The organism is Ramlibacter sp. (assembly GCF_013697775.1).
Lineage (GTDB): Bacteria > Pseudomonadota > Gammaproteobacteria > Burkholderiales > Burkholderiaceae_C > Ramlibacter.
The window spans coordinates 12,373-28,212 of sequence record NZ_JACCWG010000091.1; the positions used below are offsets into that span (position 1 = coordinate 12,373).

Consider the following 15,840-nt stretch of genomic DNA (forward strand, 5'->3'; position numbering starts at 1 on the left):
TGGCCATGCACAACCCCGCCGAGGCCGTACCGCCGCCGTGGATGACGGCGGACCACACGGCCTTGTTCGACGCGGCGGCGCGCTTCGCGCGCGAGGTGATCGCGCCGAACGAGGAACGCTGGCGGCGTGAGCACCGCGTGGACCTCGCCACCTGGCGCAAGGCCGGTGACCTGGGCCTGCTGGCCACGGACATCCCGGCGGAGTACGGCGGCGCGGGCGGCGACTTCAGCCACGAAGCGGTGATCTACCGCGGCATGGCCCAGGCCGCCGACAGCGGCTTCCTGGTGGGGCGCGGCGTGCACTCCATCGTGGCCGGCTACGTCATGGAGCACGGCACGCCGGCGCAGAAAAGCGAGTGGCTGCCGCGGCTGGCCAGCGGCGAATCGGTTGGCGCCATCGCCATGACCGAACCCGGCGCCGGCTCGGACCTGAAAGGCATGGCCACGCGCGCCGAGCTGCGCGACGGCCGCTACGTGCTGCAGGGTGCCAAGACCTACATCTCCAACGCGCTCAACATGGGGCTGTTGATCGTGGCCGCGCGCACGCAGGGCCCGGGCAGTGCGGGCGGCATCACGCTGTTCCTGCTGGATCCGCGCGGCATGCCCGGCCTGACGGTCGGCCGCGTGCTGGACAAGATGGGCCTGCATTCGCAGGACACCTGCGAGCTGTTCTTCGAGGACTGCCGCCTGGACGCTGACGCGGTGCTGGGCGGCGAGCCCGGACGCGGCCTGCACCAGCTGATGGGGCAGCTGCCGGTGGAGCGCTCCATCCTGGGCGTGACGGCCGCCGCGCAGATGGCGCATGCCGTGCGCCTCACCTACGCCTATGCGCGCGAACGCAAGGCGTTTGGGCAGGCGGTGGGGCAGTTCCAGCACATCCGTTTCCGCATGGCCGAGCTGCTCACCCGCTCGGCCGCAGCCACCGTGTTCATGGACCACGTGGTTCAGATGCGCTTGCTGGGCAAGCTGGACGCCGCCACCGCCTCGATGGCCAAGTGGTGGGTCACCGACACCTATTGCAACGTGGTGGACGAGTGCCTGCAGGTGTTCGGCGGCGCCGGCTACATGAACGAATACCCGATCGCGCGCATGTATGCCGATGCGCGGGTGATGAAGATCTTTGCCGGCACCAACGAAATCATGAAGGAACTCATCGCCCGCTGGGCCGATGCATCGGCCTGAACCTGGCTGTAGGACCCTCCCCACGCGCGGAAGGGATTCCCGCCCCCTGGCGCGCCTCGGCCGCGGCACTATCTTGGATGCATGAGGGCATGTTCCCTCGCTCACAAAGAGGTATCCGGATGAACAAGGACCAAGTCAAGGGCATGACCAACCAGGCCACCGGCAAGATCAAGGAAGAGGTCGGCAAGCTGACCGGCGACAAGACGCTGGAAGCCAAGGGCGACCTGCGCCAGGTCAAGGGCCAGGCCCAGGAAAAGGTGGGCGACATCAAGGACAACCTGGATGAAAAGCGCGAGCGCGACATCGAGCTGAACCGCGGCAACGAAGACCTCGACAGCATGGGCCGCAAGTAACACTGCGGGCTCCTGCATGAACAACGGCCGGGCTCACGCCCGGCCGTTTCTTTTTGGGCTGCCCTTCAGCGCAGCGGCGGCAGCAGGCTGATGCGCAGGCCGCTGGAAGTCACACGGATCTCGCCCGGCGTCCAGCCCTGCGCCTTGGCCACCTGGTCCGGCGAAAAGGTGTGCAGCGGCGCGCCTTCCAGCATGCGCTCGGCCAGGAACGGGCCCAGGCGCTGCAATTGCCCGCGCAAGCCCTCCGGCACGCCTTGCAGGTCGATGCGCTCCACCCGCACGTCCGCTAGGCGGATGCTGGTGTCCGCCGGCTCGTAGCGCAGGCCGAAACTCATCTCGACGTCCCCCTGCAGCGTATTGCGCAGCACCCGGCTCGACGCCGCCAGCGCGACGCTGGTGCGCACCCGGTTGCTCTCCGGCAGCAGCTGCAGCCGGGGCGCCGAGGCCTGCACGTCCACCACGTCGAGAAAGCGGGCCTGGAAAGGAAAGCGCTTGGCCAGCGCCGCCTGCAGCTGGTCGCGCGGCACCTCGACGGTGCGCGGTCCGGTGGCGCAGCCGGCCAACCAAGCGGCGACCCACAGCAGGGCCAGCAAACGAAACAGGCGCGGGAACGAGGCGAGTCGGCGGGTCATGCCGGAATTCTGGCCGCATTTCGCACGCGCCGGCTGCATTTCGCGCCATGCATTCCGCGCTTCGTCCCAAGCCGGTGGCCCGCGCGCCGGGCCGCCGGCAAAGTCGCTCCCATGTTGACGCCCACCCTCATGCTTGTCCTCCTGGCCCTACCCCTCGCCATTGCCCGCATGCTGGCGGCCTGGCGCAAGACGGCACCTTCGGCCGCGCCTGCCGCCTGGGGCCTCGGCCTGCTGTTCCTGTTCACCGCCAGCGGCCATTTCCTGCAGACCCAGCCAATGGTGCAGATGCTGCCCGCCTGGGTGCCGGCGCGCGAGGCGCTGGTCTACGCCACCGGCGTGCTGGAGATCGCGATTGCCGTCGGGTTCTTCCTGCCGCGCTGGCGCGTGGCGGCCGGCTGGGTGGCCGCCGCGGTGCTCATCGCCTTCTTCCCCGCCAATGTGTACGCCGCTTTCCAGCAGGTGCCCATGGGCGGCCACGCCTGGGGCCCGGTCTACCTGCTGGTGCGCGGCCCGCTGCAGCTGTTCATCCTGGGCTGGATCTGGTTCTTCCTGCTGCGCCGGTCCGCCGCCCGCTGAAGGCCCACGGAAAAACACCACGGAGCAACGCCATGCAAATGACCCCGATCATTGCCGTCCACATGACCGCCGCGCTGGGCGCACTGGTCACCGGCCCGGTGGCGCTGTGGGCGCGCCGCGGCCTGAAACAACAGCCGAAACTGCACCGCGCCTTCGGCTACGCCTGGGTCACGCTGATGGTGGTCACCGCCGCGTCGGCCGTGTTCATCCGCGACTTCAGCCTGCCCAACCTGGCCGGCTACACGCCGATCCACCTGCTGGTGCCGGTGACGTTCGCCGGGCTGTTCGGCGCCTTCTGGTCCCTGGCGCGCGGCAACGTCGCCCGCCACCGTTTCATCATGCAGCGCCTCTACTTCGGCGCCTGCATCGTCGCCGGCGGCTTCACGCTGCTGCCGCAGCGCTACCTGGGCCAGCTCGTGTCCGGCCAATGGCTGGGTCTGGCCTGACCGCCTTTTTCCTCCCTCTTCCCACCTTCAACTTCCATCTTTCCAACAGGAGAACTTCCATGCTGCTGCAAATCGTCACGCACAACCCCCAGATGCTGGGCACCATCGTCAAGAACACGCCCCCTTGGGTCTGGGGCCTGCTGGCCGGCCTGATCGCGCTGGGCATCAGCCAGGCGCGCGAGCGCAGCGCCAGCCTGGCGCGCACGGCCATCATGCCGGTGGCGATGACCGTGTTTTCGCTGTGGGGCCTGTTCACCGCGTTCGGCAACTCGGCGCAACTGGCGGGCGTGGCCGGCGCCTGGCTGGCCGCCGCGGCCACCGTGTTCGTCCTGGTGGCCCGCATTCCGCAGCGCGGCCGCTACGACGCCGGCACGCGCATCTTCACCCTGCCCGGCAGCTTCGTGCCGCTGGCACTGATCCTGGCCATTTTCGTGACGCGCTATGCCATCAACGTGGAGCTGGCGCTCGATCCGCGCCTGGCCGCCGATTCGCAGTTCGCGCTGGCCTGCGCCGCCCTGTACGGCGCCCTCAGCGGCATCTTCACCGGCCGCGCCGCCGGCCTCTGGCGCCTGACCGGCGAACGCAGCGCCGCGGCCCCGGTCCTCGCGCAGTAACCCCCGTCCATCCACCGAAACCCAAGGAGAACACCATGCAATCGAACCAACAGACCACCGACCTCGAACGCACCGCCCGCCGCCGCGCCGGCGCCAAAATGGGCTGGTACATCCATGCCACCGTCTTCCTCGCCGTCAACGCGCTGCTGATGCTGCTGTCCTTCATGGCCGGGCGCCACTGGGCCATCTACCCGGCGTTCGGCTGGGGCATCGGCCTGGCGGTTCATGGCCTGGTCGTGTTCCTGGTCACCGGCGGCGGCGGCCTGCACCAGCGGCTGGTGGAGCGCGAGCGCGTGGCGCTGCAGCGCGACACATGGTGAGGCGCGGCGCCATGCCCCGCTTTCTCCTGTCCCGCTCCTTCGCCAGATACCTCGTCGCCTGCGCGCTGGCCGCGGGCGCCGCCTGGGCCCAGGCCGGCGTCGGCTTCGCCCAGCTGCCGGGGCTGGAGCAGGACGGCCCGGTCACCGTGTTCTATCCCACGCAGGCGCAGGACGAACCGGTGCGCCGCGGGCCCTTCACGCTGCAGCTCGCGTCCCAGGCGCAGCCAGTGCGCGGCAACGGCCGGCTGGTGGTCGTGTCGCACGGCTCCGGCGGCAACCCCTGGGTGCACACCGAGCTGGCGCGCACGCTGGTCGGCGCCGGCTTCATGATCGCCATGCCCGAGCACCACGCGGACAACAGCTACGACGGCTCCAACTCCGGCCCCGACAGCTGGAAGCTGCGGCCCGGCGAAGTCTCGCGCGCCATCGACGCCGTGGCGAAGGACACGCGCTTCGCGCCACTGCTGGGTTTCGAGAAAGTCGGCGTGTTCGGCCAGTCGGCCGGCGGCCACACCGCGCTCACGCTGGCCGGCGGCCGCTGGTCGCCCGGCCGGTTCCGTCAGCACTGCGAGGCGCACCTGGAAGAGGACTTCGCCTCCTGCGCCGGCCTGTACGCCGCGCTGCACGGCAACGCATTCGACGGCCTGAAGAAGAAGGTCGCGCTGGCCGTCATCCGCTACCGCTTCGACGACGATGCACTGGTCGGCCACGACGATCCGCGCATCGCCGCCGCCGTGGCCGGCGTGCCGAGCGCGGCCGACTTCGACTTCGCGTCCCTGGCCGCGCCGCGCATTCCGCTGGGCCTGGTCACCGCCGGCCGCGACAAATGGCTGGTGCCGCGCTTCCATGGCGAACGCGTGCTGCAGGCCTGCCGCCCGCGCTGCGAGCTGATCGCGCACCTGCCCACCGGCGGGCACAGCATCCTGCTGTCGCCGCCGCCGCCGCCGCCGATGGAAATGCTCGGCGCCATCGAGCGCGACCTGCTCGGCGACCCGCCGGGGTTCGATCGCGCCGCGCTGCCCGAGGTGGACCGCCGGATCGCGGCCTTCTTCCGCCAGCACCTGCTCCCCTAGAATCGTCCGCACATGACGCGCTCCCTGACCCCGACCGAGATCGACCGCATCGCGCGCAGGCGTGCCGGCGCCAAGATGGGCTGGTACATCCACGCCACGGGCTACGTGGTGGTCAACCTGTTCATCTTTTCGCTTTCGCGCTACGCCTTCGGCGAGCGGCCCTGGTCGGTGTTCCCGCTGCTGGGCTGGGGGCTGGGGCTGGCGCTGCACGGCATCTCGGTGTTCGTGCTGGGCAGGGGCGGCGGCCTGCGCGAGCGCATGGTGCAAAAGGAACGCGAGCGGCTGCTGCGCGAGCAGAACCGCAACCCATGAGGATCGACTGGCTCGGCAAGCTGCAGAACCTGCTGCAGGTGCTGGCGTTCTGCCTGGCCATCGGCGCGGTGCAATACGCCTTCCAGCCGGACCATCCCTACGGTCCACCGGCCGTGTACTCGCTGTTCATCGGCACCGCCATCTGGGCGCTGGTGGACCTCGGGCGGCACCTGCTGCCCTCCAGCGCCGACACCGGCTGGCCGCGCGGCTGGCAGGGCGTGGCGCTGGTGGTGGGCGGCATCGCCGGCGGCTACTTCATCGGCAACTTCATCGGCGACCAGCTGTGCCAGGTGCTCGGCCTGTACACGCCCGGCCGCGTGATCGACCGGGCAGCGGACCTGCGCAACTCCATCCTCATCACGGCGATGGCGGGCATTGCCGGCACCTACTACTTCTACAGCGCCAACCGCAGCGCGTACTTCGAACGCAAGATGGACGAAGCGCGCAAGCATGCGAACGAGGCGCGCCTGAAGCTGCTGGAAACGCAGCTGGAGCCGCACATGCTGTTCAACACGCTGGCCAACCTGCGCGCGCTGATCGGCCTGGACCCGGTACAGGCGCAGCAGATGCTGGACCACATGATCGCCTACCTGCGCGCCACGCTGGGTGCCTCGCGCGCGACCACGCACGCGCTGCAGGCCGAGTTCGACCGGCTGCGCGACTACCTGGAGCTGATGGCCATCCGCATGGGCCCGCGGCTGGCCTTCGCGCTGGAGCTGCCGCCGCAGCTGGCGGGCGCGCCGGTGCCCACGCTGCTGCTGCAGCCGCTGGTGGAAAACAGCATTCAGCACGGGCTGGAACCCAAGGTGCGCGGCGGCCGCATCGACGTGCGCGCGCGCACCGAAGGCGGGCAGCTGGTCATCGAGGTGACGGACACCGGTGTCGGCGGTGTGGCAGGTGCCGCCGCGCCGCAGGACGGCAAGGGCTTCGGCCTGGCGCAGGTGCGCGAGCGCCTGGCCACGCTGTACGGCGACACCGCGGCGCTGGACTTCACCACGCAGTACGGCGAAGGCGCACGCACCGTCATCCGCATTCCGCTGCAGCCATGAACGCACCCAGCGCGCTGATCGCCGAGGACGAACCGCTGCTGGCGCGCGCGCTGCAGGCCGAGCTGGCGCGCGCCTGGCCCGAGCTGCGCATCGCCGGCGTGGTGGGCGACGGCGCATCGGCCGTGCAGCAGGCGCTGGACACCCAGCCCGACGTGCTGTTCTTCGACATCCGCATGCCGGGGATCGGCGGGCTGGAGGCGGCCGCGCAGTTGGCGGACGACTGGCCGCAGGACACCGGTGCAAAACCCTTCCCCGCGCTGGTGTTCGTCACCGCCTACGACCAGTACGCGGTGCAGGCCTTCGAGGCGCAGGCCATCGACTATGTGTTGAAGCCCGTGCAGCCGGAGCGCCTGCGCAAGACAGTGGCGCGCGTGCAGGACGCGCTGGCGCGCCGCGCGGCCACGGACAGCGCCGGCGCGCCGCCCGACGACATGCTCGCGCAACTGCGCCACCTGCTGGGCAGCGCCGCGCCGGCTCCGGCGCAGGCGCCGCTGAAAGTCATCCAGGCCGGCGTGGGCAGCAGCATCCGCATGGTGCCGGTGGACGAGGTGCTGTACTTCGAGGCCGCGGACAAGTACGTGCGCGTGCTCACGGCGGACCACGAATACCTGATCCGCACGCCGCTGAAGGAGCTGGCGCCGCAGCTGGATGCGCAAGTGTTCTGGCAGGTGCACCGCGGCACCATCGTGCGCGCATCGGCCATCGATGCGGTGACGCGCGACGAGGCCGGCAAGCTGCATCTGGCGCTGCGCGGGCGCGCGGAGAAACTGGCGGTGAGCCGCCTCTACGCCCACCTGTTCAAGCCGATGTAGCGCCAAAAGTCCCCGTTCGGGCTGAGCCTGTCGAAGCCCAGCGCACGAACCGCCCTTCGACAAGCTCAGGGCGAACGGCCTGGGCAATCGCTGAACGGTCTGGGCGTTCGCTATTTCACAGCGCGCACGCCGGCCCACCATTCGCGCGCGGTGGCCTTCACCACCTCCAGCGCCTGCGCGTCGCCGCCCATCAGCGCCTTCAGGTAGTTCTTCATCTGCTTGCCCGTCACGTGCGGCGGAATCGGCGGCACCGTGGGGTCGACCACCATGTCCAGCACCACCGGGCGGTCGGAGTCCAGCGCCTCTTCCCAGGCAATGCCGACCATCTCGGGCCGGTCCACGCGGATGCCGCCCAAACCCAGCAGCTTGGCGTACTGCGCGTACGGAAACGCCGGCAGCGACTGCGACGCGTCGAAGCGCCGCTCGCCCGCGCTGGCGCGCTGCTCCCAGGTCACCATGTTCAGGTCGCCGTTGTTCAGCACCATGATCGGCATGCGCGGGTCGGCCCATTCCTTCCAGTGGTCGGCGATGGTGATCAGCGCGTTCATGCCGATCATCTGCATGGCGCCGTCGCCCAGCAGCGCCACCACCGGCCGGCCGGGGTGCGCGAACTTCGCGGCCAGCGCATACGGCAGCGCGCAGCCCATGCTGGCCAGCCCGCCCGAGAGCGAGCCCATCATGCCGCGCCTGAGCTTGAGGTCGCGCGCGTACCAAGCCGCCGAGCTGCCGGAGTCGCAGGTGACGATGCAATCGTCCGGCAGCCGCGAGGACAGTTCCCAGAACACCCGCTGCGGATTGATCGGCCGCACGTCGGTCATGGCCCGCTCCTGCAGCGTGGTCCACCAGTGCCGCACGTTCTCCTCGATCTCGTTGCGCCAGGCGGGGTCGCCCTTGGGCTGCAGCAGCGGCAGCAGCGCGTGCAGCGTGGCCTTGGCATCGCCCACCAGGTTCACCTCCATCGGGTAGCGCAGGCCCAGCCGCCGGCCGTCCAGGTCGATCTGCACGCCGCGCGCCTTGCCTTCCTTGGGCAGGAATTCCGAATACGGAAAACTCGAGCCCACCATCAGCAGCGTGTCGCAGTTCTCCATCATCTCGGTGCTGGGCTGCGTGCCCAGCAGGCCGATGGCGCCGGTGCAGAAAGGCAGCTCGTCGGACACGGCGGCCTTGCCCAGCAGCGCCTTGGCGATGCCGGCGCCCAGGCAGTTGGCGATCTCAATCAGCTCGTCGCCCGCGTTCAGCGCACCGGCGCCGGCCAGGATGGCCACACGCTTGCCTTCGTTCAACACCTTGGCCGCGGCCTGCAGCCCAGCGTCATCGGGCAGCAGCGGCCGGCCGGTGAGGCCGATGCCGCTGTGCACCGTGCCGTGCTCGCGCGGCGGCTCCTCCACCGCGCTTTCCTCCTGCAGATCCAGCGGCACGATCACGCAGGTGACGGTGCGCTGGTCGCGGGCGATGCGCATGGCCCGGTCGATCACGTGGCGCACCTGGCCGGGCACGGTGGCCATCTGCACGTACTCGTGCGCCACGTCCTTGAACAGGCTCAGGAGGTCAACCTCCTGCTGGTAGTCGCCGCCGAGTGCGGCGCGCGCCTGCTGGCCGACGATGGCCACCACGGGCTGGTGGTCCGCCTTGGCGTCATACAGGCCATTGAGCAGGTGGATCGCGCCCGGCCCCGAGGTGGCCATGCACACGCCGACCTCGCCGGTGAACTTGGCATGGGCGCTGGCCATGAACGCGGCCAGCTCCTCGTGCCGCGCCTGGATGAAGCGCATGCGATCGCCCATGCGGTCGAACGCCCCCATGAGGCCGTTGATCCCGTCGCCGGGGTAACCGAACACGGTTGCCACGCCCCAGGCGTGCAGGCGTTCGAGGATCTGGTCTGCCACCGTCTTGCTCATTGAGGCAGCTTAGGGCGAGTACTCCCAATACGTACCTCTACGCTACAGATCGAAACAGGTGAACGGGAAGAGTTGCCCGGGAAAGAGGCTGTCTGGCAGCCCTCATCGGCATTGTCCTACATGAAGGAAATGTCCCGCAGGTTTTACTAATACGTCACCCCGACTCCTCTGAGTCCCCTCCTCCTCCGGGGTGAGCTGGTCCGGCCCTCCGTCCCGCGACTGGCATTGATACCCCCAGGTCAAACACCTGGGGGTTCTTTTTTTGGGCGGCGCTTTTCATCAAAGCGCCCAAGTGCCTTTTTCCCAGTCCTACGCTCGCGTTCCAGCTGTTCCACATGCAGGTCGGTTGTGTCCGACCCGTGCAGCCGGGCAACACCGTCATGCAAAGCAAGCGCACAGGCGCAAGGTGGTGTCAACAGCGAGGAACACACCGTGACCAGGAATGACGAAACATCCGGGATGGCAGATCCGGAAAAACGAAAACCTCCCAAACGCAGCGCCCCGCGCAGCCGCCAGGGTGGGTACATCAACCGTGCCACTGCCAGCGGCCGCAGCGGCTACGGCGCGGAGAGCGTGCGCCCTTACCTGCGTGCCCAGCTCAAGCTCAAGGACATGATGCGCTCGCCCTTCGTGGCGCCCGCGGCCGAGCAGGACAAGCCCGACGGCAACAAGGACTGACGCCTTCCTGGCAAATCCCCCAAGAAAAAGCCCCGGCACTTTCGTGCGCGGGGCGAGTCACCTTGGAGGAGAACCTTGCTTCTTATCGGGTGTGCCCCGGCATCAGTGATGCCAGTGGCTGTGCTTTCTGTGCTTCCAATGGCCGCGCGGACCGTAGTACACCGGCACGGCGTTGTAGTAGACGGGTGCGGGGTTGTAGTAGACCGGGGCCGCGCTGTAATACACGGGCGCCGGGCGGTAATACACCTGAGGCTGCGCAACGTACACCGGCTGCGGCGCCACGTACACGGGCTGCGCATACACCGGGCCCATGTTGCCCACACCGAGCGTCACGCCGGGAGCGGCATTCACGCCCACCGACCAGTAGACGTTGCTGCGGGCCTGCGCCAGGCCCGTGGCGCAAAGCGCCATCAGCGCCACCAGGGCAGAACTCAACAGTTTCATACGTCGCTCCTGCTTGCTGTCGGGCCTGTGCGTTGGCCCATGGAGCGATTTAACGCGTACTGCATGCGGGACGCTATGGCCAGTGCGTCAAAGCCGTTGCGGGACGTAACTGCAGCCTCTGAAATCCAGCGTTTTGCGGCTTTGTGCGCACCTTCGCCATCGGTGTGATCGGCGGTGTCGCGCGGGGGCCACGCGGGCTTGATCGGGCGCTTGCAACAAGCCATGACAAAATCTGTCGCATATGGCTTCCTCTCCTGACAAAGACCTCCCGAAACCCAGCAACTTCCTGCGCCAGGTGATCGAACGCGACCTGGAACAAGGCACCTACGGGCAGCGCCAGTGGGGCGGCACCCCCGGCGATGCGGCAAGCCACCAGGCGGGCGAGCCCGACCCCGCCCGCATCCGCACCCGCTTTCCGCCCGAACCCAACGGCTACCTGCACGTGGGCCACGCCAAAAGCATCTGCCTGAACTTCGGGCTGGCGCGCGACTACGGCGGCATCTGCCACCTGCGCTTTGACGACACCAACCCGGAGAAGGAAGACACCGAATACGTCGAGGGCATCAAGGACGCGGTGCAGTGGCTGGGATTCGGCTGGGACGCCAACGGCACCAGCCACCTGTACCAGGCCAGCGACTACTTCGACTTCATGTACCGCGCCGCGGAATACCTGATCGAGGCCGGCCATGCCTATGTGGACGAACAGAGCCCGGAAGACATGCGCGCCAACCGCGGCGACTTCAGCAAGCCGGGCGTGGACAGCCCGTTTCGCAGCCGCAGCATCGACGAGAACCTGCAGCGCTTTCGCGAGATGCGCGACGGCAAGCTGGAAGACGGCAAGGCGGTGCTGCGCGCCAAGATCGACATGGCCAGCCCGAACATCAACCTGCGGGACCCGGCGCTGTACCGCATCAAGCATGCGGAGCACCACAACACGGGAAGCAAGTGGTGCATCTACCCGATGTACACCTATGCGCACCCGATCGAGGACGCGCTGGAGAACATCACCCACAGCATCTGCACGCTGGAGTTCGAGGACCAGCGGCCGTTCTATGACTGGCTGCTGGACCGGGTGGCCGAAGGCGGCCTGATCAACACGCCGCATCCACGCCAATACGAATTCGCGCGGCTGAACCTCACCTACGTGGTCACCAGCAAGCGCAAGTTAAGGCAGCTGGTGGACGAAGGCCACGTGAGCGGCTGGGACGACCCGCGCATGCCCACCATCGTGGGCCTGCGCCGGCGCGGCTACACGCCCGAAAGCCTGCAGCTGTTCTGCGAACGCATCGGCGTGACCAAGGCGGACAGCTGGATCGACTACAGCACGCTGGAAATCGCCCTGCGCGACGACCTGGACCCGAAAGCGGCAAGAGCCATGGCGGTGCTGGACCCGGTGAAGCTGGTGATCACGAACTGGGCGGAGGTGATGGGCAGCGACGCGCACCTGGACCCCTGCCAGGCGCCCGTGCATCCGCACCACCCGGAACGCGGCATGCGGCAGTTCATGTTCGGCAAGGAGCTGTGGATCGAGCGCACCGACTATGAAGAAACGCCGCCCAAGGGATTCTTCCGGCTGTTTCCGGGGAACAAGGTTCGGTTGAAGTATGGGCACGTGGTGGAGTGCACGGGGGCGAGCAAGGATGCGGACGGGAAGGTCACCGAAGTGCAAGCCAGGCTGGTGCCGGATACGAAGAGCGGGACGCGGGGGGCGGATGCGGTGAAGGTGAAGGGGACGATCACCTGGGTGGGGGTGAGCGATGGGGTGCAGGCGGAGGTGCGGCTGTATGACAGGCTGTTCTCGGTGCCGCAGCCGGGGACGGGGGAGAAAGACTTTTTGGAGGAACTGAATCCGGAGAGTTTGAATGTGGTCGCGGGGTTTGTGGAGCCTTCATTGGCAAAAACTGAAGACAATGAAAGAGTGCAGTTTGAAAGGCACGGATACTTCGTTGTGGATCACACGGCTCAGCCTTATCGCAACTTAGTTTTTAATAGAGCAGCGGCGTTGAAAGATACATTTCGTTAGGAGCACAAATGCGGACTTTTAGTCTGGTCAACATGAAAGGCGGCGTTGGCAAATCAACGCTGGCCGTCAACATCGCAGACGTGCTGGCACGACGGCATGGTAAACGCGTCTTGCTCATAGATACCGATCCTCAGTTCAATGCGACACAGATGCTAATCAGTGGCGAGGCTTACGTTCAGCGCCTCGATGCCGGAGCCAATACGATTCTCGATATTTTTGATGATCAACCGAAAATAAGGATGAGCGCCATAGCAGGGCCTCAAGTTGTTCCTGCGGTTGCCTTGGCTCAGGTCCTACCCTGGGACATTGAGGTTCCCGGCGCCATAGCTGGTGGTTCTCTTAAGTTAATCGCTGGCGACCTAGAACTCTACAGACTGGAGATGAATCACGGCACTGGACGAGAGCAACGACTCCGTAGGTTCATTGAAGTTTGTGAGGATCGAGGCGACATAGACATCGTTGTGATCGATACACCTCCCACGCCGTCCACATGGATGACAGCTGCACTATTCGCATCTGACGGATATCTGATACCCGTCCGACCCGAGCCGATCTCGCGTACTGGAGTTGATCTTCTGAAAGGCGTTGTAGATCGTATTTCTGGAAACTTCGGCCGACAAATCAGCTGTCTAGGAGTGGTGCTGACAATCACAGATGAGCACTACAACGTTTTTGGGCAGGCCGTTCAGTTTTTCGACAACAACGCAGTTTGGGCCGGTAAGAGATTTACACGACATTTGCCTCGCCGCACAGCAGTTGCCGAAGATCAAGGCGAACAGATCCGCATCCTTGATTCTGATCAACCCGAAGCCAAAACCGCAGTGGTGGGCATAACTGCTGAGCTTTTACAGAGGATTGAAGCATGAAACCAACACCAACCAGGATAGTGCCTCGGCAAGACAACGGGAAAGCCACAAGGTTTGTAGAAGAACTAGGGTGGTTGCTTCAAACCTATGGGGATATAGACTTTAAAACTCTTTCCCGAGTCTTTGGGGATGCAACAAGACAGAGCAGCGTCCCTCCAGGGGTGAACTCTTTCGTCTCGCCAAATCCAAATATCCAGTTTTTAGTCGGCGTACTTCCACTCGTTTTAAGAGACACCACCTTGTTCCCCAGCAATGGATCGATTGCAGATTTCGCCATGAGCGCACTCGGCTTAGACTGGGAACGCCGTTGGGAGAAGAAATCTCGCTTTGAGTTGATTGGCGAAATTGTCTGCAGCACCATCGACTTAAATGACGGAGAACTTTGGAAATTGGTTAAGGCACTTAGCATCCTTGCCGACGGAAGCAGCTCGGCAAAGAAAATTGTTCGCGATGCACATGTTTCCAAGAGAAATTGGAACGACATAATTCAACTCCTTGTAGCAGACAAAAGTTAAAAATGCGTTTTGATCCATTCGACGAATATCTTACTTATTTGACGAGTATTAGCTTCAAATTTCTTATACAGGACACCAACTATAAAGCCGCCTCTAAGCGTTTACATAAGCGGGTATTGGCTTTTCTAGTACTCGAACATCAGGTAACTACGACACTTGAGCAAGCAGATGCCAGCACCTTACTGGGAAGTGCTGCTCCTTTTATGGCGGAATTTCGCTCAGATTTGCTTAGTAGTTTGTTGATCTTCGAGATTGGCCTGTATAAGGCAGCCAACATGTCCGCACGGTCGGGATTGGAAAATTTCTTTCGTGTTATCGCAGCACAACAAGGCTTGGATTTTCGCAGCGTGATTTCCGTATTTGATTTGATCGAATTAACCAAACAAACGCCACTTCGACACCAGTTTATTCAGTATGATCAACAGTTATCAACTTTGATATCGAAATACGCGGACCTTTGTAAGTATGTCCACTCTGCTGGTGAGGAGTTTCTAACGCTCGACAGGAGATTAAGCGAAATTCCGCGCTGGAGTTCTGAAACTGGAGAGGCGTTTGTCGCATCATTGATTCAGCTAGTTCAAGCGGCAATATCGATCATGATTTACCTGAATATTTCATCGTTTCGCGCCCTCAGACATGATCAGCGAGACGTCGTTCTGGATGCGTTACCTGCAGGTTTTAAAGCAAAACTCGTCCAAGATATCGGTATGCTTTAGCCCTTTCAGCACGGTCGTCGCCACGATTCAAACCTGCAATTTTCACTGTTAGTTCGAATACAGACAAGCGGTTCTCCTCGCTGTTTAGTTAGCTTCTTCTAAATTTAGTCGCCCATGGTCCTCCTCGAATTCGCCATGAATCCCTCCGACCGCGGAGAGGGCGTCAGCCCCTACGTTGCGCGCATTCTCGACGTCATCGACAAGAGCGGCGTGCCCTACCAGCTCACGCCCATGGGCACCATCCTGGAAGGCAGCTTCGATGACGTGATGAAGGTGGTGGGCGACTGCTTCCGCGCGCTGGAGCCCGACTGCGCGCGCATCGGCATGAACCTGAAGATGGACTACCGCGCCGGCACGCAGTCGCGGCTCAAGAGCAAGATCGAATCGGTGGAGCGGCAGGTCGGCCGCAAGCTGCGCACCTGATCCGGACCGCCCGCACCATGCCCTACGCACTGCACTACTGGCCCACCATCCAAGGCCGCGGCGAATTTGTCCGCCTGGCGCTCGAAGCCGCCGGCGCGCCGTATGTGGACGTCGCGCGTGAAGAAGGCGGCATGCCGAAGGTGAAGCACTACCTGGCGTCGCCCGGCATCCCGCGTCCGCCGTTCGCGCCGCCCTTCCTGGTGGACGGCCGTGTTGTTGTGGCGCAGACCGCGGCCATCCTGCAGTACCTGGGGCCGCGGCTGGGGCTGGTGGGCAAGCGCGAGGCCGACGCGCTGTGGACGCACCAGATCCAGCTGACCATCGCCGACTTCGTCGTCGAAGTGCACGACACGCACCATCCCGTTGCCAGCAACCTGTACTACGAGGACCAAATCGCCGAAGCCAAGCGCCGTGCCACCGATTTCCGCAAGGAGCGCCTGCCCAAGTTCATGGGCTGGTTCGAGGCGGTGCTGCAGCGCAATCCGCGCAACGGCAAGCCAGCGTCCACGCCGCACCTGGTCGGCGGGCGCCTGAGCTATGCGGACCTGTCGCTGTTCCAGGTGGTGGACGGGCTGCGGTATGCGTTCCCGAAGGCCACCGCGCGCGTGCTGAAACGCGCACCGATGGTGGTGGCGTTGCATGCGGGCGTCGCGGCGCATCGCCGGCTGCGGGGTTACCTGGACAGCGAGCGGCGCATCGCATTCAACGAGGAAGGCATCTTCCGGCGGTATCCGGAGCTGGATGGTTGAGTGCGCCCTTCGCGAAGAAGCCTGCTTGACTGGCTAGTGTGGTGCGCGCCTCTGTTCTGTACTTATCGTGAGATCGCAGCCAATGCAGCCTTGGCTCTGGTGACCTTGGCCAGGATGTCCGAAGCACTGGCTGTCCAGATGAATGGTTTGGGGTTGTCGT

General features: G+C 65.1%; 20 protein-coding genes. 17 read left to right on the plus strand and 3 right to left on the minus strand.

Annotation, left to right across the window (positions count from 1 at the left end; all coding sequences use genetic code 11):
* The first annotated feature begins 5 nt into the window (after positions 1 to 5).
* Both H0U68_RS04840 and H0U68_RS04845 read left to right on the plus strand, forming a co-directional pair.
* Complete coding sequence (locus tag H0U68_RS04840) at positions 6 to 1,181, plus strand: acyl-CoA dehydrogenase family protein (protein ID WP_296353225.1); 1,176 nt, start codon at positions 6 to 8, stop codon at positions 1,179 to 1,181.
* Between the two features lie 119 nt (positions 1,182 to 1,300).
* Positions 1,301 to 1,534 (plus strand): CsbD family protein, encoded by a 234-nt coding sequence (locus tag H0U68_RS04845; protein WP_296353227.1) that lies wholly within the window; start codon positions 1,301 to 1,303, stop codon positions 1,532 to 1,534.
* A gap of 65 nt (positions 1,535 to 1,599) precedes the next feature.
* Here the strand turns inward: H0U68_RS04845 and H0U68_RS04850 are convergent, their stop codons facing one another.
* Positions 1,600 to 2,166 (minus strand): DUF1439 domain-containing protein, encoded by a 567-nt coding sequence (locus H0U68_RS04850; protein WP_296353230.1) that lies wholly within the window; start codon positions 2,164 to 2,166, stop codon positions 1,600 to 1,602.
* Between the two features lie 111 nt (positions 2,167 to 2,277).
* Between H0U68_RS04850 and H0U68_RS04855 the strand changes: the two genes are divergently transcribed.
* From H0U68_RS04855 to H0U68_RS04890, 8 genes are read left to right on the plus strand one after another with little or no spacing between them, the layout of a single operon-like run.
* A complete protein-coding gene (locus tag H0U68_RS04855) occupies positions 2,278 to 2,742 on the plus strand; it encodes a MauE/DoxX family redox-associated membrane protein (protein WP_296353231.1) in 465 nt (154 codons plus the stop codon).
* Positions 2,743 to 2,774: 32 nt separating this feature from the next.
* On the plus strand, positions 2,775 to 3,188 hold the full coding sequence (locus H0U68_RS04860; RefSeq protein ID WP_296353233.1) for a DUF2306 domain-containing protein: 414 nt from the start codon (positions 2,775 to 2,777) through the stop codon (positions 3,186 to 3,188).
* 59 nt (positions 3,189 to 3,247) lie between these two features.
* Complete coding sequence (locus H0U68_RS04865) at positions 3,248 to 3,802, plus strand: DUF6622 family protein (protein WP_296353235.1); 555 nt, start codon at positions 3,248 to 3,250, stop codon at positions 3,800 to 3,802.
* A gap of 35 nt (positions 3,803 to 3,837) precedes the next feature.
* Positions 3,838 to 4,122, plus strand: a complete 285-nt coding sequence (locus H0U68_RS04870) for a 2TM domain-containing protein (RefSeq protein ID WP_296353237.1) — start codon at positions 3,838 to 3,840, stop codon at positions 4,120 to 4,122.
* Between the two features lie 11 nt (positions 4,123 to 4,133).
* Positions 4,134 to 5,195 (plus strand): dienelactone hydrolase, encoded by a 1,062-nt coding sequence (locus H0U68_RS04875; protein WP_296353238.1) that lies wholly within the window; start codon positions 4,134 to 4,136, stop codon positions 5,193 to 5,195.
* A 12-nt stretch (positions 5,196 to 5,207) separates the two neighbouring features.
* The gene (locus H0U68_RS04880; protein WP_296353240.1) at positions 5,208 to 5,507 is read left to right on the plus strand and encodes a 2TM domain-containing protein; all 300 of its coding nucleotides are present in this window, start codon (positions 5,208 to 5,210) and stop codon (positions 5,505 to 5,507) included.
* Positions 5,504 to 6,556: a histidine kinase gene (locus tag H0U68_RS04885; protein WP_296353243.1), complete on the plus strand. Its 1,053-nt coding sequence runs from the start codon at positions 5,504 to 5,506 to the stop codon at positions 6,554 to 6,556. Before H0U68_RS04880 ends, H0U68_RS04885 begins: the two co-directional genes overlap by 4 nt.
* Positions 6,553 to 7,368: a LytTR family DNA-binding domain-containing protein gene (locus H0U68_RS04890; protein WP_296353245.1), complete on the plus strand. Its 816-nt coding sequence runs from the start codon at positions 6,553 to 6,555 to the stop codon at positions 7,366 to 7,368. Before H0U68_RS04885 ends, H0U68_RS04890 begins: the two co-directional genes overlap by 4 nt.
* A gap of 110 nt (positions 7,369 to 7,478) precedes the next feature.
* On the opposite strand, the gene H0U68_RS04895 is transcribed toward H0U68_RS04890, so the two are convergent.
* Positions 7,479 to 9,266: a thiamine pyrophosphate-requiring protein gene (locus tag H0U68_RS04895; RefSeq protein ID WP_296353247.1), complete on the minus strand. Its 1,788-nt coding sequence runs from the start codon at positions 9,264 to 9,266 to the stop codon at positions 7,479 to 7,481.
* Positions 9,267 to 9,725: 459 nt separating this feature from the next.
* On the opposite strand from H0U68_RS04895, the gene H0U68_RS04900 reads away from it, so the two are divergent.
* Entirely contained in the window at positions 9,726 to 9,944 is a 219-nt protein-coding gene (locus H0U68_RS04900; RefSeq protein WP_296353249.1) for a hypothetical protein, read from the plus strand.
* Between the two features lie 102 nt (positions 9,945 to 10,046).
* On the opposite strand, the gene H0U68_RS04905 is transcribed toward H0U68_RS04900, so the two are convergent.
* Entirely contained in the window at positions 10,047 to 10,388 is a 342-nt protein-coding gene (locus H0U68_RS04905) for a hypothetical protein (protein WP_296353251.1), read from the minus strand.
* Between the two features lie 241 nt (positions 10,389 to 10,629).
* On the opposite strand from H0U68_RS04905, the gene H0U68_RS04910 reads away from it, so the two are divergent.
* The 6 genes from H0U68_RS04910 (at position 10,630) to H0U68_RS04935 (ending at position 15,680) form a co-directional block, all read left to right on the plus strand.
* Positions 10,630 to 12,411 (plus strand): glutamine--tRNA ligase/YqeY domain fusion protein, encoded by a 1,782-nt coding sequence (locus H0U68_RS04910; RefSeq protein WP_296353253.1) that lies wholly within the window; start codon positions 10,630 to 10,632, stop codon positions 12,409 to 12,411.
* 8 nt (positions 12,412 to 12,419) lie between these two features.
* Positions 12,420 to 13,277, plus strand: coding sequence for a ParA family protein (locus H0U68_RS04915; protein ID WP_296353254.1), 858 nt, complete (start codon positions 12,420 to 12,422; stop codon positions 13,275 to 13,277).
* A complete protein-coding gene (locus H0U68_RS04920) occupies positions 13,274 to 13,792 on the plus strand; it encodes a hypothetical protein (RefSeq protein WP_296353256.1) in 519 nt (172 codons plus the stop codon). Before H0U68_RS04915 ends, H0U68_RS04920 begins: the two co-directional genes overlap by 4 nt.
* 2 nt (positions 13,793 to 13,794) lie before the next feature.
* Positions 13,795 to 14,508 (plus strand): hypothetical protein, encoded by a 714-nt coding sequence (locus tag H0U68_RS04925; protein WP_296353258.1) that lies wholly within the window; start codon positions 13,795 to 13,797, stop codon positions 14,506 to 14,508.
* A 114-nt stretch (positions 14,509 to 14,622) separates the two neighbouring features.
* On the plus strand, positions 14,623 to 14,931 hold the full coding sequence (locus H0U68_RS04930) for an MTH1187 family thiamine-binding protein (protein WP_296353260.1): 309 nt from the start codon (positions 14,623 to 14,625) through the stop codon (positions 14,929 to 14,931).
* A gap of 17 nt (positions 14,932 to 14,948) precedes the next feature.
* On the plus strand, positions 14,949 to 15,680 hold the full coding sequence (locus tag H0U68_RS04935; protein ID WP_296353262.1) for a glutathione S-transferase: 732 nt from the start codon (positions 14,949 to 14,951) through the stop codon (positions 15,678 to 15,680).
* Positions 15,681 to 15,840 lie beyond the last annotated feature (160 nt).